The organism is Stenotrophomonas sp. YJH_SMC_20 (genome assembly GCF_059367845.1).
The window spans coordinates 154576-169557 of the sequence record NZ_JCAFRG010000008.1 but is presented as its reverse complement, the minus strand read 5'-3'; the positions used below and the strand labels follow the sequence as shown (position 1 = coordinate 169557).

At 68.1% G+C, this 14982-nt stretch carries 12 protein-coding genes; 5 read left to right on the top strand and 7 right to left on the bottom strand.

The features are described from left to right. Positions 1 to 8: 8 nt before the first annotated feature. The 3 genes from AC5P6A_RS14815 to AC5P6A_RS14805 form a co-directional block, all read right to left on the bottom strand. Positions 9 to 1949, bottom strand: a complete 1941-nt coding sequence (locus AC5P6A_RS14815) for a DUF885 domain-containing protein (protein ID WP_180876510.1) — start codon at positions 1947 to 1949, stop codon at positions 9 to 11. A gap of 94 nt (positions 1950 to 2043) precedes the next feature. Further along, entirely contained in the window at positions 2044 to 2829 is a 786-nt protein-coding gene (locus tag AC5P6A_RS14810; protein ID WP_111104278.1) for a queuosine precursor transporter, read from the bottom strand. Then, complete coding sequence (locus tag AC5P6A_RS14805) at positions 2826 to 3521, bottom strand: DUF502 domain-containing protein (protein ID WP_005414135.1); 696 nt, start codon at positions 3519 to 3521, stop codon at positions 2826 to 2828. The genes AC5P6A_RS14810 and AC5P6A_RS14805 overlap by 4 nt, the downstream gene beginning before the upstream one ends. A gap of 76 nt (positions 3522 to 3597) precedes the next feature. On the opposite strand from AC5P6A_RS14805, the gene AC5P6A_RS14800 reads away from it, so the two are divergent. Then, the gene (locus AC5P6A_RS14800; protein WP_227844674.1) at positions 3598 to 4914 is read left to right on the top strand and encodes a hypothetical protein; all 1317 of its coding nucleotides are present in this window, start codon (positions 3598 to 3600) and stop codon (positions 4912 to 4914) included. A gap of 7 nt (positions 4915 to 4921) precedes the next feature. On the opposite strand, the gene AC5P6A_RS14795 is transcribed toward AC5P6A_RS14800, so the two are convergent. From AC5P6A_RS14795 to trxA, 4 genes are all read right to left on the bottom strand, one after another. Beyond that, on the bottom strand, positions 4922 to 5374 hold the full coding sequence (locus AC5P6A_RS14795) for a DUF4442 domain-containing protein (protein ID WP_019662120.1): 453 nt from the start codon (positions 5372 to 5374) through the stop codon (positions 4922 to 4924). Positions 5375 to 5451: 77 nt separating this feature from the next. Then, positions 5452 to 7077, bottom strand: coding sequence for a CHASE2 domain-containing protein (locus AC5P6A_RS14790; protein WP_058982155.1), 1626 nt, complete (start codon positions 7075 to 7077; stop codon positions 5452 to 5454). Next, entirely contained in the window at positions 7074 to 8774 is a 1701-nt protein-coding gene (locus tag AC5P6A_RS14785) for a FecR domain-containing protein (RefSeq protein ID WP_180876515.1), read from the bottom strand. Before AC5P6A_RS14785 ends, AC5P6A_RS14790 begins: the two co-directional genes overlap by 4 nt. Before the next feature lie 107 nt (positions 8775 to 8881). After that, positions 8882 to 9739, bottom strand: coding sequence for a thioredoxin (gene trxA / locus AC5P6A_RS14780; protein ID WP_495222331.1), 858 nt, complete (start codon positions 9737 to 9739; stop codon positions 8882 to 8884). 124 nt (positions 9740 to 9863) lie between these two features. Between trxA and AC5P6A_RS14775 the strand changes: the two genes are divergently transcribed. The 4 genes from AC5P6A_RS14775 (at position 9864) to holA (ending at position 14980) form a co-directional block, all read left to right on the top strand. Beyond that, on the top strand, positions 9864 to 10466 hold the full coding sequence (locus AC5P6A_RS14775) for a DUF998 domain-containing protein (RefSeq protein WP_019662116.1): 603 nt from the start codon (positions 9864 to 9866) through the stop codon (positions 10464 to 10466). A gap of 105 nt (positions 10467 to 10571) precedes the next feature. Continuing rightward, complete coding sequence (gene leuS, locus AC5P6A_RS14770; RefSeq protein WP_164145222.1) at positions 10572 to 13214, top strand: leucine--tRNA ligase; 2643 nt, start codon at positions 10572 to 10574, stop codon at positions 13212 to 13214. A gap of 134 nt (positions 13215 to 13348) precedes the next feature. Next, on the top strand, positions 13349 to 13933 hold the full coding sequence (locus tag AC5P6A_RS14765; RefSeq protein WP_019662114.1) for an LPS-assembly lipoprotein LptE: 585 nt from the start codon (positions 13349 to 13351) through the stop codon (positions 13931 to 13933). Between the two features lie 9 nt (positions 13934 to 13942). Further along, positions 13943 to 14980 carry a DNA polymerase III subunit delta gene (gene holA, locus AC5P6A_RS14760; protein WP_019662113.1) on the top strand — a complete coding sequence of 346 codons (1038 nt, stop codon included), beginning with the start codon at positions 13943 to 13945 and terminating at the stop codon, positions 14978 to 14980. Positions 14981 to 14982: the final 2 nt, after the last annotated feature.

The window sequence follows — 14982 nt, the reverse complement described above, 5'->3', positions numbered from 1 at the left end:
CGGAGGGGTCAGGGTGAAGGGGCTGGTGTGGCGCTGGCGGGCTGCGCCATCCAGCGTTCCATCTTGCGGCCCAGCACGTCCAGCGGCATGGAGCCGTCCTTCAGCAGTTCGGCGTGGAAACGGCGCAGGTCAAAGGCGGCGCCCTGGCGTTCCTTGGCCTTGTCGCGCAGAGCGACGATGGTGGTCAGGCCCGCCACGTTGGACAGCGCCTGGCCGGGCTGGGCCATGATCCGCTCGACTTCGGCGTTGGCGTCGTCGCTGCTCATGTCCACGGTCTTCTGCAGGTAGGTGACGGCCTGCTGCTTGCTCCAGCCCTGTGCGTTCACGCCGGTGTCGGCCACTACGCGGGCGGCGCGCAGCAGGCGCGAATACAGGTAGCCGATGCGGTCGTAGGGATCGGTGTAGATGCCCAGGTTCTCACCCAGCGTTTCGGCATACAGGCCCCAGCCTTCGACGAAGGCGAGATCGCCACCGAGGCGGCGGAAGCGTGGCAGCTTGGCCAGTTCCTGCTGCAGGCCCAGCTGCACGTGGTGGCCGGGAATCGCTTCATGCAGGTACTGCACCGGCACGTTCCAGCGCTTGCGGCTGGGCAGGTCGCGGGTGTTCACGTACAACACGGCCGGTTGTCCGGCCGCGGACGGCTGATAGGCCGCTGCCGCGGCGGTGAGCGCACGCTCCGGTTCCACCGCACGGACGTCCAGTGCGGACTTCGGCAGCGTATCGAGCACCTGCGGCAGGCGTACGCTGACCTGCTGCTGCACCTGGCGGTAGCGGTTGATCAGCGCGTTGGCATCGCCGTACTGGAACTGGCGGTCGTTGCGCATGCTGCGCAGCAGCTTGGTCGGCGTGCCGCGCAGCTTGGCATCCTTCATCACCGTGGCGATCTGCGCCTGCAGTTCCTGCACGCGCTGTTCGCCCAGCGCATGCAGTTGTGCGGCGGTCTGGTCGCTGGCGGTGGTCTGCACGATCAGGTTGGCGTACCAGGCCTGGCCATCGGGCAATGCGCCCAGGCCGCTGCTGGTGCGTGTGGCCGGCAGGTATTCGGTGGCGATGAAGCCGCGCAGGGCGCGGTAGGCCGGCATGATGCGCAGCTCGATCATGCGCTTGTATTCGGCGCTGATGCGCGCCTTGTCCTCCGCCCCGATGGTGTTGGGCATGGTGCGGATCGGCGACCAGAAGATGCTCTCCTCGGCGGTCGGCTTGATCACCGCATCCAGCTGCGGCAGCACCTTCTCCATCAGGTCGCGTGGTTGCACCACGCCGGCCTTCATGCCCTGGCGCATGTTGTCGATGGCCTGGTCGAACAGCTCGGGAATGCCCAGCGAACGGCGTGACCAGGTGTCGTAGTCCTGCACGGTGTTGAATGGCTGCGCGCCCGCACCGGAGCCGAGGATCGCCATGATGCTGCCGATGTTGTAGTACTGGCTGATCGGCATCATCCAGCTCGGGTAGCGCTCGGCGGCCAGCGATGCGCGCGCGTCGCGCACGAAGATCTCGTAGCTGAGCAGGTCCTGGCCCTGCAGGCCGTCACTGCCGAGCTTCTCGACCTTGCCCAGCCATTGCGTGGTGAAGTCGTGCGACTGCTGGCGCCAGGCGGCGGACAGGATGTTGGGCAGCTGGTCGTTGTAGCGGGCCTCGCCCTGGAAGGTCGCCTGCAGCGGATTCAACCGCATCGAGGCATCCCAGTATTCGTCGTACAGGCGCTCCAGCTGCACCTGCTTGGGTACGGCCCGGGCCGGGGCGACCGGGCGGGGCGCGGCGCGGCGCGCCGAGCTGCCACGCGCCGGCGCGGTGGCGCGGGCGGGCCTGGCCTTGGGCTTGGCAGCCTGGCGGGTCTGCGCGGCGGCAGGGCGGCTGGCCTTTTTCTTCGCTGCTTCGGCCGACGGCACGGCACTGAACAGGAACAACGCGGCAATGGCGGCGGCCAGGGCGCGGGTGGGATGCGGCATCAGGAGCTTCCGTGGAACACAGACCGTGGAGCTTGCACGATCCGGCCGCGTACGGCCAGCGTGAAGGCGCAGTCAGCTTATTGCCGCTGGGGCTTCAGTCAGCCGCAGCCGCGGCGCGCAGGGCGGCGGCCCTGTCGGCGCCCAGGTAGCGGGTGATCGCGCGCCGCATCAGGTACAGCAACGGGATCAATGCGATCGCAAAGCCCATCTTGTAGATGTAGTTGACGCTGCTGACGGCCAGGAACAGCGACGTCGGCCAGTGCTGCGGGCCGAGCACGAAGGCGATCCAGATCACCACGAAGCTGTCCACCACCTGGGAGATCGCGGTGGATCCGGTCGCACGCAGCCACACGTGGCGCTCGCCGGTGGCCTGGCGGATGCGATGGAACACGGCCACGTCGATCAGCTGGCCGAGCAGGAAGGCCACCAGCGAACCGGCGATGGTCCACATGCCCTGGCCGAACACCGCGGCGAATGCCGCCTGGTAGTCCGGCACGCCGTGGCCGGCCATCGAGGTGACCCACCAGCTGGCCGGAGCCAGCGAGATCGCTGCGAAGGCGAACAGGAAGCCATAGGCGATCAGCACCACGGCCAACCACGAGATGAAGCGCACGCCGCGCTTGCCGAAAAACTCGTTGATCGTGTCGGTCATGATGAACACCACCGGCCACAGCAGGGTACCGGCGGTGAAGCTGAGCGAGCCGGTCTGGCCAAACAGGTTCCAGTTCAGCGGATCGATGCCCAGGGTGTCTTCCAGCGCGAAGATCTTCACCCCGATCAGCTCGGCCAGCACCGCGTTGCCGCAGAAGAACGCGGCCAGCACGATGAACAGCAGGACCGCGCGGTCCTGCAGCGGGCGCTCGATCGGCGCCGGTGTCATTCGGTGCGTTCGCCAGTGCGTTCGCCGGCGCGGGTGAACGGCACGCTGGACGGTGCCACGGCACCGCCGGAGATGATGAAGCTCATTGCCTGATCGACGGTCCAGTCGGTCGGGGTCAGCAGTTCCACCGGCACGATTTCCAGATAGCCCGAGGTCGGGTTCGGCGTGGTCGGTACATACACCGCGGCCAGCTCACGGTCGGTGCCGTGTTCCTTGATCACGCGGGTTACCAGGCCGACCGATTTCATGTCGCGATGCGGGAAGTCGATCAGCACCACGCGCTGGGTGCTGCCCGGTTCGGTCTGCAGCATGTCCAGCAGCTTCTTGGCGCTGTCGTAGATGATGCTGGCCAACGGAATACGCTTGATGACCGCGCCGACCCAGCGCAGCAGGCGCTGGCCGAGCACGCGGCGGCTGGCCACGCCCACCGCCAGGATCACCAGCAGGGTGGCCAGCAGGGCGATGGTGTCCTGGATCCACTCGGCGCGGACCCAGCCCAGATAGTGCGGGAAGCTGGTTGCGATCTGTTCGGACAGCGGCACCACCAGCGGGCTGGAAATACCCGACAGCAGCACGAACACGAACTTGACCACGACCCAGGTCAGCCAGATCGGCAGCAGGGTCAGCAGGCCGGTCAGGAACAGGCGCTGCAGGGAGGGGCGGGGGACCAGGGCGGGGGCTTCGAGCGACATGCGCGCATTGTAGCGGTCACGGCCGGTCGATTACGCTGGGGAATCGACTGCGGCAACGGCACATGGAAGGGAAGCTGTGTTGAAGATTCTGCGCGGACTGGGCTGGACCCTGGCAGGCCTGCTGGTGCTGGCCATCGTGGTGTGGTGCGCCTCGCGCATGTGGCCGGTGCCCGAATCGCGCCTGCAGGCGCAGCAGCGACTGGAAGCACGCCTGCCGGTGAGCGGCCGCAATGGATATGCACTGTTGTGGACGCTGCCGTTCGACGATCTGGATGCCCAGCAGCGCGAGCAGGCGCTGGCCGAGGATGTACGGCGCTGGGAAGCCAATGCACATGGCGGAAGCAGCGGCCGGACACACCTGGTAGCCAACCATGCCGAGCTGCACTCGCGGCCCGGGGCCAGTTGCGGGCCGGCCGCCAGCGGCTGTCTCGCCCAGGTCCGCGCGGACCCGCAACGCTTCGTGGAGGCCCACGCCGGCCACCAGCAGTTGCATGCGCGGCTGGATCAGCTGGCCGACGCCGACTACTTCGCGTCGCCGTTCCCTCCGAAGGGCGAGGGCATTCTGGTCCCGTTGCCGGCCTATGGCGTAGTGATGGACGCCACCAGTGCACGCGCGCTGGCCTATGTGCAGGGTGACATTGACGGTGCCCTGCGTGGTGCCTGCCGTGGCCTGCAGCTGGGCCGGCGGCTGGTGCCCGGCAGCAGTTATCTGGTCGAGAGCATCATCGGTGCCAGCCTGGTGCAGGCCAATGCCCAGCTGCTGGCCGACATGCTGGTTGAACTGCCTGCCGACCACCCCCTGCCGGCCGAGTGCGAACAGGCCATGCAGCCGTTGCGGGCCGAGGAACAGAGCCTGTGCCGCGCTATGCAGGGCGAGTACGCGATGAGCCGGGCGGCGATCGAGTCCTCGGCCCGGGAATTTGGTGGCGTCCTGGTGCTTGACCGGCGCAGCACGTTGGCGCGCGTGGCCGGCAATCTTGGCTGGGCCTGTGGCGCAGCCGCCACGGCCGCGCTGGAGGCCGATCGGCCGCTGCCGTTACAAGCGCCGCCGCAGCGGGATTTCGGTTGCCTGTCCAATGTGATGGGGTGCGTGCTGACCGAGATTGCCGCGCCCGTCTATCCTGCGTATTCGTCACGGTCCCAGGACGCGGCGGCGATGCTGCGCCTGCTTGGCGCCCAGCGCTGGTTGCGGCAGCAGGCGCAAGACCCGGCTGAGGCGCTGCAGCGGTTGCCTGCGGAGTTCCGGTCGCCGGTGCGGTCGCCGCGGCTGTCCGTCGATGGCCGCCATCTGCTGGTGCCGCGTCGTTCTCCAGCGCGCAGCGCTGATGAGAACCCGTGGCTGACGGTACCGCTGCAGGCGGAGCCAGCTTCGGCTGCGTTGGCGCGCGATTGAGGCGCGCTCAGCGTGCGTGTGGCTTCAACCGCAGGTAGACCTGCTTGCGCACCTGGGCGACCACTTCGCCGCTCTCATCGACCACGTCGTTGCTGAACCAGCGCAGCACCTTCTCACCACTGGCTGCTTCCGTGCGCAGTTCATCCAGCAGCGCGTCGTCGATGCGGAATGACGTGCGTACGGTGCCGCGGCCGGGCTTGAGGAAGTCGATGGCGCCTGCTCGGTCCCACACGTAGTAGTCGCGCCCGAGGATGTGCAGCAGGCCCAGCATCCAGAATGGATCGGTCATCGCGAACAGGCTGCCGCCAAAGTGCGTGCCGACGTAGTTGCGGTTCCATGGCCGCAGGCGCAGCTCGACATCTATCTGCCGGTAGTCCGGCGTGATGCGGGTGACATGGATGCCGGTGAACAGGAACGGTGGCCAGAGATTGATACCGAAGCGGAACAGGTGGGCGTTCATGCGGGTGCGGGGACGCAGGGCGAGGCGCCCAGTCTAGCCATTCGCATGCGTATGTTGCACCCCGGCGGCGGCGAGGGTCACGCCTTGTCGTCGATCACATACCCGTCGCGGCCGTTGGCCTTGGCCTGGTACAACGCGGCGTCGGCGCCTTCGACGAAATGATGCGGTTGCAGCGTGCCGTCAGGCACGCGGGTGAACACGCCGATGGTGAGGGTGACGGCACCGTCGCTGCCATCACCGGGGGCCGGCAGTGCACGCACGCAGGCGATCAGGTCCTCGATGACCTGGCGTGCGCCTTCGGCCGGGGTATCCGGCAGCACCAGTGCGAACTCATCGCCACCGTAGCGCGCGGCCATGTCGCGTGGGCGCCGAGCATGCGCACCGATCAGCCGTGCAACATCGCGCAGCACGCGGTCGCCGACCTGATGCCCGTGGCGGTCGTTGTGGCGCTTGAAATGGTCGACGTCGATCAGTGCCAGGCTCAAGGACCTGCCACTGCGGCGCGCGGCATCGCATTCCTGCTGCAGTGACTGCTCGAAACGCAGGCGATTGCCGAGGCCGGTCAGCGCATCACGGTTGGCTTGGCGGTGCCAGGCCGAGATCCGCCAGATCGCCCAGGACAGCAACACCAGCAGGATGCCCAGCATTGCGCTTGCCGGTGCCCACCACAGGTCACCGGCACGCAACAGCAACCAGCTCAGCAGCGGTGGAAGCGGCAGCGAGCACAGTGCGGCAAGCCATGGCAGGCGCAGGCCGAGCAGGAGCACGCACAACGCGGCCAGCACGCCGCTGATGGCGTGCTGCCAGAGGCGTGGCAGCAGATCGATCTGCTTGTGCTGCAGCAGCATCGACGCGATGTTGGCCTGGTATTCGCTGCCGCTCATCCAGTACTCGCGGGTGGTCGGGGTCAACAGCCGCGGTGCGATGCCGCTGGCCGTCATGCCCACCACGATGCGGCGGCCATGCAGCATCGCCGTGTCCACGTGACCATCAAGTACGTCGGCATAGGACACCTGCGGCAGGCGCTCGGGCGGCCCCGCATAGCGCACGCGCACGTAGTCGTCGCGTCGCCACTGATAGGGCGAACCGATCTGCGGATCGGGATCGGGCAGGCCGTGCACCGTGCCCGGCGGCAGGTCGGCCAGCGCCAGGCCCAATGCCGGCCAATGGGCCTTGCCGATGCCCGCATGCAGATACACACCGCGCGCGACGCCATCGCCGTCCACTTCCACATCGGTATGGCCGATTGCCGCAGCACTGCTCGCGATCTGCGGAATCGGCAGCATTTCCTCGGCCATGCGGTCGCCGGCGGCCGGCGCCGCCAGCACTGGCAGCACCACCCGGCCACTGCGGCGGATCGCTGTGGCCAGTTCATCGTCCTGCTGGCTGTCGCGTCGATCCGGCTCAGACAGCATCAGGTCCAGTGCGATGCGCTCGGCGCCGGCGTCGGTCAGCCGGTCCAGCAGGCGCGCATGGACCGAACGGGGCCAGGGCCATTGGCCGATGCGCTGCAGGCTGCCCTCGTCGATGGCCACGATCAGCACGCTGGGGTCGGGGCGGTACTCCCAATTCCCAACCATGGCGTCATAGGCGGCTTCGTCCTGGCGCCACAGCCACTGGCCGTGGCTGGCGATCACCGTCAGCACGCCGGCCAGCAGTGCCAGCAGAATCCGCTTCGACCAAGGCAGCGGCGAGCGCCTCATAGCAACAGCAACAGCAGCAGGGCGCCGCCACCAGCGCCGTAGCACAGACGGCAAGGCAGCTTGATCTGCTGGGCCGGCGAGTACTCGCCCGCATGCCCGTCGTCGTCGATGTACTGCACGCGCACATGCAGGGTGCCGCTCCACGGCTGCTTGAAGCTGACCTGCGGCTCGCTTACGGTCTGGTCGACCAGGGGGGCCCGGAAGTCGCCTCGACGGTCCACCTGCACCCGGTACCGCTGGCCTTCGCTGCCGGCCTGCCAGCGGAGGGTCAGTTCGCCACGCGTGGCCTCAGGCGGCTGCAGGGCCGGGTCGACCGGTTCATTGCTCAGTTGCAAGGGCAGGGCCTGGCCATAGCGGCCCTGGTGGCCGTTGCCATCGCGCGAGGCCACCCGCCAGAAGTACTGGCCGGGCGGCAGCGGCTGCGCCAGGCGCAGGTCGGTGCCCGGGGTGCTTTGTTCCTGCAGCGGTTGCTCGAAGTTCGGCTCGGCGGCAATCTGCAGCACGCTGCTGCGCGCACCGGGCGCCTGGCTCCAACGGAAGCGCGGTCGGTCGCTGTTGATGGTCTGCCCGTGCAGCGGGGCCACCGTCAGTGGCGGCGGGGGCTGGTCGCCGAGTTCGAAATCGGCGCTGGCGTCGAGGCCTTCCACACCCTGCGCATCCACGGCGCGCAACAGGATGCGCAACTGGCCGGGGGGCAGGTCGCCGATCGCCAGCCGGGTATCGGTGGTGGTGGCGGCAAACAGCAGGATTTCCGGCGTTGCCGACAGCACCACTTCAACGCGGTAGCGGGCGGCGCCGTCGACGGGGTCCCAAGCGAGGAGGGCCGGCAAGGGCGCCAGGCGCATGGCGTCGCTGCGCAGCTGCGGTGCTGGAAGAAGCGCGGAGACAGCATCCGGCGCCGAATCGGCGCTGCTGCTGAGGCTGGCCTGTCCAGGCTGGACCAGGCGCTTGCCGTGGATGTTGCCGACCTGCACCTTGCCCTGCAGCACTTCGGTGGCAGCCACGTGGCCGGCGTCACCGGCGCTGACCCGGAATACGGTACCGCGTACGCTGCTGGTCGCCGTAGGTGCATCGATGATGTAGCGCGAGGCGGGGCCACGGGCAGGCGTCACCCGGTTGCTGGCGCGGCCCTGCTGGAGGCGCACGCGGGTATCGACCATGCCGGTGTGGCCGTAACGGCTGAGCTGGTCCAGGCGCAGCCGGGAATGCTCGCGCAGCTGCAGGCGGGAAGCGTCGGCGAATTCAAGCGTGACGCTGGAGTCGCCCTCGGTCTGCACCGTGTCACCGATGCGAAGCTGTTCCCCGGCCAGTAGCGCGCGCGTGGCGCTGCCATCGGCGCCGGACAGTTCGACCTTGCCCCTTACCGACAGCACGCGGGCGGGGGCTGGTTCGATGCGCAGCCAGCTGATCGGGAAGCGCAGCAGCTGCCCCGGCGGCAGCTGGTAGGGGTTGTCGATGCGGTTGTGCTGTTGCAGCTGCTGCCAGCGTACCGAGGGCTTGAGATACAGGCCACCCAGGTCCCACAGGGTATCGCCGGGACGGACCCGGTAGTTCCAGTCCTGGGCCGCGGCAATGGCCGGCAGGAAGAGAAGAGCGCAGAGCAGCGCGCCCTGGAAGCGCATGGCGAACGACAGCGAGCGGACGAAGGTCACAGTTTGCAATCCCGGCAATGCGGGGGCGCAGCTGCAAGACCCCATGGCCCCGACCTCATCCCCCCGAACGGATCGTGGCGGCCGCACGGCCGCCATCCAGTGCATTATTGCCCGCGTTCAGTGCAGGGATTCTGAACGAGGACGGCTCCCGTTCAGAACAGCAGCGAGGCCATCCGGCGACGGTACTGGCCGACCAGGTCCTCGTCGGAGATCACATTGAAGGCGTCGATCAGGGCCTTGCGCGGCAGCCCTTCCTCGAACGTGCGGTCGATCCGCAGCATTTCCAGGAACTGGGCCAACGCAGCTTCGTCATGGCCCCCGAGCAACAGTTGCACGCCGCGCAGATGGCGGGCCTTGAGGTCCTTGCCATCGGCGGCGATGCGGGCGTCCAGCACTTCAGCGGCCGGGGCATCCTTCAGCGCGGCGGCGAAGGCCAGGCGGGCGCGGCCACGCACGGCGCGGTCGTCGGTGGCCAGATTGGCGGGCAGGCCGTCGATCAGGGTGCCGGCTTCGTCCACGCCACCGATCTGCAGCAGGGCCAGGGCCAGGTCGAGCTTCAGTTCGTCCTTGTCCGGCTCGGCGGCGATCTGGGCACGCAGCACATCGACCTGCGCCTGCGGGTCCAGCGGGGCGTCATCTTCGGGCGCGGCGTCGCCGACATCGGCCGGCACGATGCCGTGCTGGGCCAGGAACTCACGCAGCTGGCCTTCCGGAATCGCGCCCGGGAAGCCATCCACCAGCTGGCCGCCCTTGACCAGGAACACGGTCGGCACCGAGCGGATCTGGAAGGCCGCTGCGATCTGCTGTTCCTTGTCGACATCGACCTTGGCCAGTTCGAAGGCGCCGTTGTACTCGGCGGCCAGTTTTTCCAGCATTGGGCCCAGGGTCTTGCACGGCCCGCACCAGGTGGCCCAGAAGTCGACCAGCACCGGCGTCTGCAGCGACTTCTGCAGGACTTCGGCCTCGAAGGTCGCAGTGGTGGCGTCGAATACGTAGGTCGTCTCGGTCATGGGGGAGGCATCGTTTGGCGTCTGGAGTCCGATTCTATGGTGACGATCGATGCCGGTCTCAACCCGGGTTGTGGTAAATGCCTGACAATGCAGTCTTCCTCTCGCCGTACTTTCCGGAGTCTGCATGTCGTCCCTGTCACCGTTGCTGCGCCTGCCTGGCCTGGTCGCCGCGCTGCTGTTTGTACTGGCGGTGATCGGTTTCGGCGCCGGCCTGGACGGCTACGCACAAGCCCGTCATCCGGTGGCACTGCTGGGCGCGCAGGGGGTGCCGCATGCGCTGGCCTTCAATCTGCTGGGCTTCGTGCTGCCGGGCCTGCTGGCGGCGATCGTGGCCGAGTGCCTGCGCCGCGGGCTGCCGGCAACCGCCGGCTGGGCGCCACGGGTGGGCAGCCAGATGCTGCTGCTGGCCGGGTTGGCCTTCGCCGCGATGGGGTTGCTGCCGCTGGATGTGGATGACCTGCACGGGCCGGCCAGCCAACTGCATGCCAGCGCCTGGATGATCTGGGTGCTGGGTTTTGTCGCCGGAACCCTGCTGCTGGCCGTATCCGGTCTGCGCCAGGTGCATGGCCGCGCGCTGGGCGTACTGGCGCTGGGCTGCGGCATGCTGGCCGCGCTGGCCGCGTTTGCCCTGCAGGGCGTACTGCCGGCGCCGCTGGCACAACGGCTGGCGTTTGCGTGCTGGGCAGTCTGGCTGGGGGCGGCCCTGCCGCTGTCGCGCCCACGCTGAGACGCCTCCCGGGGCGTCGCGGCGCCTGCCTCCGGCGGGCAGGATTGGAGACGTTTGCCGCACTGCGGTACGCTGTACCGCTTTGCCGCCGCATCCGCGTGTTCCATGACCAGCGCTGAAACCAACGCCTACGACCCGCAGCAGGTTGAATCCGCCGCCCAGCAATACTGGGACGCTACCCGTGCCTTCGAGGTCGACGAGACTTCGGACAAGCCGAAGTACTACTGCCTGTCGATGCTTCCGTACCCGTCCGGTGCGCTGCACATGGGCCACGTGCGCAATTACACGATTGGCGACGTGATCAGCCGCTACAAGCGCATGACCGGCCACAACGTGCTGCAGCCGATGGGCTGGGACGCGTTCGGCCTGCCGGCGGAAAACGCCGCGATCAAGAACAAGACCGCGCCGGCGGCGTGGACCTACAAGAACATCGACCACATGCGCAGCCAGCTGAAGTCGCTGGGCTACGCCATCGACTGGTCGCGCGAGTTCGCCACCTGCCGCCCGGACTATTACGTCCACGAGCAGCGCATGTTCACCCGCCTGATGCGCAAGGGCCTGGCCTATCGCCGCAATGCGGTGGTGAACTGGGACCCGGTCGACCAGACCGTGCTGGCCAACGAGCAGGTCATCGACGGCCGCGGCTGGCGCTCGGGTGCCCTGGTCGAGAAGCGCGAGATCCCGCAGTGGTTCCTGCGCATCACCGACTATGCCCAGGAGCTGCTGGATGGCCTGGACGAGCTGGACGGCTGGCCGGAATCGGTCAAGACCATGCAGCGTAACTGGATCGGCCGTTCCGAAGGCCTGGAAATCCAGTTCGACGTGCGCGATGTCGACGGCAGCGCGCTGGACCCGCTGCGTGTGTTCACCACCCGCCCGGACACGGTGATGGGCGTGACCTTCGTGTCGATTGCCGCCGAACACCCGCTGGCGCTGCACGCGGCGAAGAACAATCCGGAACTGGCCGCGCTGCTGGTCGACCTGAAGCAGGGGGGGGTGTCTGAAGCCGAGCTGGAAACCCAGGAAAAGCGCGGCATGGATACCGGCCTGCGCGCGCTGCACCCGGTGACCGGCGAGCCGGTCCCGGTGTGGGTCGCCAACTTCGTGCTGATGGGCTACGGCACCGGCGCGGTGATGGCGGTGCCGGGCCATGACCAGCGCGACAATGAAGTGGCCAACAAGTACGGGCTGCCGATCAAGCAGGTCATCGCGCTGAAGGATCCGCGCACCGACGAAGAGCGCACCTGGGACGGCAGCCGTTGGCAGGACTGGTACAGCGACAAGAGCCGTGCCTTCGAGCTGGTCAACTCGGCCGAATTCGACGGCCTGGACTTCCAGGGCGCGTTCGAAGCGCTGGCCGAACGCTTCGAGCGCAAGGCCCAGGGCCAGCGCCGCGTCAACTACCGCCTGCGCGACTGGGGCGTGAGCCGCCAGCGCTACTGGGGCTGCCCGATTCCGGTGATCTACTGCGCCAAGTGCGGTGCGGTGCCGGTGCCGGAAGAACAGCTGCCGGTGGTGCTGCCGGAAGACGTGGCGTTCGCCGGTACCGGTTCGCCGATCAAGACCGACCCGGAATGGCGCAAGACCACCTGCCCGGACTGCGGCGGTGCGGCCGAGCGCGAGACCGATACCTTCGACACCTTCATGGAGTCGAGCTGGTACTACGCCCGTTACACCTCGCCGGGTGCCCGTGACGCCGTCGACAAGCGCGGCAACTACTGGCTGCCGGTGGACCAGTACATCGGTGGCATCGAGCACGCGATCCTGCACCTGATGTATTTCCGCTTCTACCACAAGCTGCTGCGCGACGCGCGGATGGTGGACAGCAACGAACCGGCGCGCAACCTGCTGTGCCAGGGCATGGTGATTGCTGAGACCTACTACCGCCCGAACCCGGACGGCTCGAAGGACTGGATCAACCCGGCCGATGTGGAAGTGCAGCGTGACGAGCGCGGCCGCATCACCGGCGCCACCCTGATCGCCGACGGCCAGCCGGTGGTGGTCGGTGGCACCGAGAAGATGTCCAAGTCGAAGAACAACGGCGTGGACCCGCAGGCGATGGTCGGCAAGTACGGCGCCGACACCGTGCGCCTGTTCTCGATGTTCGCCGCGCCGCCGGAACAGTCGCTGGAGTGGAACGAGGCCGGCGTGGACGGGATGGCCCGCTTCCTGCGCCGCCTCTGGGCCCAGGTGCAGAAGCATGCCGCCGACGGCGCCGCCCCGGCGCTGGATGTTGCAGCACTGGACGCCAACCAGAAGGCGCTGCGCCGCAAGACCCACGAAACCATCGGCAAGGTCGGTGACGACTACGGCCGCCGCCACAGCTTCAACACCGCGATCGCTGCGGTGATGGAGTTGATGAACGCACTGGCCAAGTTCGAGGACGGCAGTGAGCAGGGCCGTGCGGTGCGCCAGGAAGCGCTGCAGGCCATCGTGCTGCTGCTGAACCCGATCACCCCGCATGCCAGCCACGCCCTGTGGCAGGTGCTGGGTCACGCGGAGACGCTGCTGGAAGACCAACCGTTCCCGCAGGCCGATGCCAGTGCGCTGGTGCGCGACGCGCTGACCCTGGCGGTGCAGGTCAACGGCAAGCTGCGTGGCACCATCGACGTGGCGGCCGACGCCGCGCGCGAGCAGGTGGAGGCACTGGCGCTGGCCGAGCCCAACGCGGCCAAGTTCCTGGAAGGCCTGACGGTGCGCAAGATCATCATCGTGCCGGGCAAGATCGTGAACATCGTCGCCGCCTGATGTATCCGCACCGGCGCCCGCGAGGTGGCCGGTGCCATTCCGGTGCAGGGCCAGGCGTCTGATGGCCCTGCATTCACGCGGCTTCGGGCAGGCTGTGTGTTGCCGTGATCGCCCGGCTCCGCCAGACTGTCTCCATGACCCGAATCCTGCTTGCCCTCGTTCTTGTCCTCGGCCTTGCCGGCTGCGGCTTCCATCTGCGCAACAAGCTGATGCTGCCCACCGACACCGCCCCGGTGAAGGTGGTATCCACCGCCCCGTACAGTGAACTGGTCAAGCTGCTCAACCGCAGCCTGCTGGCTTCCGGTGCCAGGCTGGCTGATGAGGACAGCAACGAACCCAGTACCCAGTTGCAGGTGCTGTCCGAGCGCTGGGGCGACCTGCCGATCGCCATCGACTCGCAGGGCCGCGCCCAGGAGTACAGCCTGCGCTATGCGGTGATCTTCATCTTCCGTCGCGAGGATGGCAGCGAACTGGTGCCGCAGCAGGTGATCGAGCTCTCGCGTGACTACGTGTCGCCACCGACCGACGCCACCGGTACCACCACCGAACGCGAGATCCTGGCCAACGAGCTGCGCCGGGAAATGTCCGCCTCGATCATCCGCCGCATCGACAGCGTGGTACGTGCCGAGCTCGAGAAGGGCGGCAGCCTGTCGGCGCCGAAAGCCAAGCCGATTGAAGGCGCGGTACCGGCCGAGCCGGTCCCCGCAGCCAAGCACTGAGCCGCGGCCATGGAACTGCGTCCGGAGCAGCTGGCCAGCCAGGGCGCTGATACCGCGCTGGCGCCGGTCTACCTGATTGCCGGCCCGGAAACCCTGCGTGTGCTGGAGGCAGCTGACGCCATCCGCGCACGCGCACGCGCCGCCGGCATCGGCGAACGTGAAGTGTTCGACGCCGATGGCCGTGATTTCGACTGGAACCAGCTCGACGCCAGCTTCAACGCGCCCAGCCTGTTCAGTGCCCGCCGCCTGGTTGAGGTGCGCCTGCCCAGCGGCAAGCCTGGCAAGGACGGGGCCGAAGTGATCAGCCAGTTCTGTGCCAACCCGGCGCCGGACGTCGTGCTGATGATCACCGCAAGTGAATGGAGCAAGGCCCACCAGGGCAAGTGGGCCGAAGCGATCAACCGCATCGGCGTGCTGTCGGTGGCCTGGGCGGTCAAGCCGCATGAATTGCCGGACTGGATCGAGCGCCGCCTGCGTGGCAAGGGACTGCGTGCCGATCCTGCCGCCGTGCAGCGCCTGGCCGAGCGGGTGGAAGGCAATCTGCTGGCTGCTGCCCAGGAAATCGACAAGCTGGCGTTGCTGGCCGATGGCCAGCCGCTGGACGTGGAGCGCATGGAGTCGCTGGTGGCCGATGCCGCCCGCTATGACGTGTTCCGGCTGGTGGAAGCGGCCTTTTCCGGCCAACCGCCGGCGGTGCTGCGCATGCTGGCCGGACTGCGCGGCGAGGGCGAGGCGGTGGCTGCGCTGATGCCGATGGTGATCCGCGAGCTGCTGGCGGGCGCTGGCCTGGCCCGGGTGCAGGCCCGTGGCGGCAACCTGGCGGCTGAAATGAAATCGCGCGGTATCTGGGAATCGCGGCAGGCCCCGTACAAGCGCGCGCTGCAACGGCATCCGGAAAGCAAGCGTTGGGAACGCTTCGTGGCCGAAGCCGGGCTGGTTGACCGCATCGCCAAGGGCCGCGCCGAGGGTGATGCCTGGCTGGCGCTGGAGCGCCTGCTGGTGGTGGTGGCCGAACCGCGTGCCGTGCGCCTGTTGGCGCGGGCCTGAGC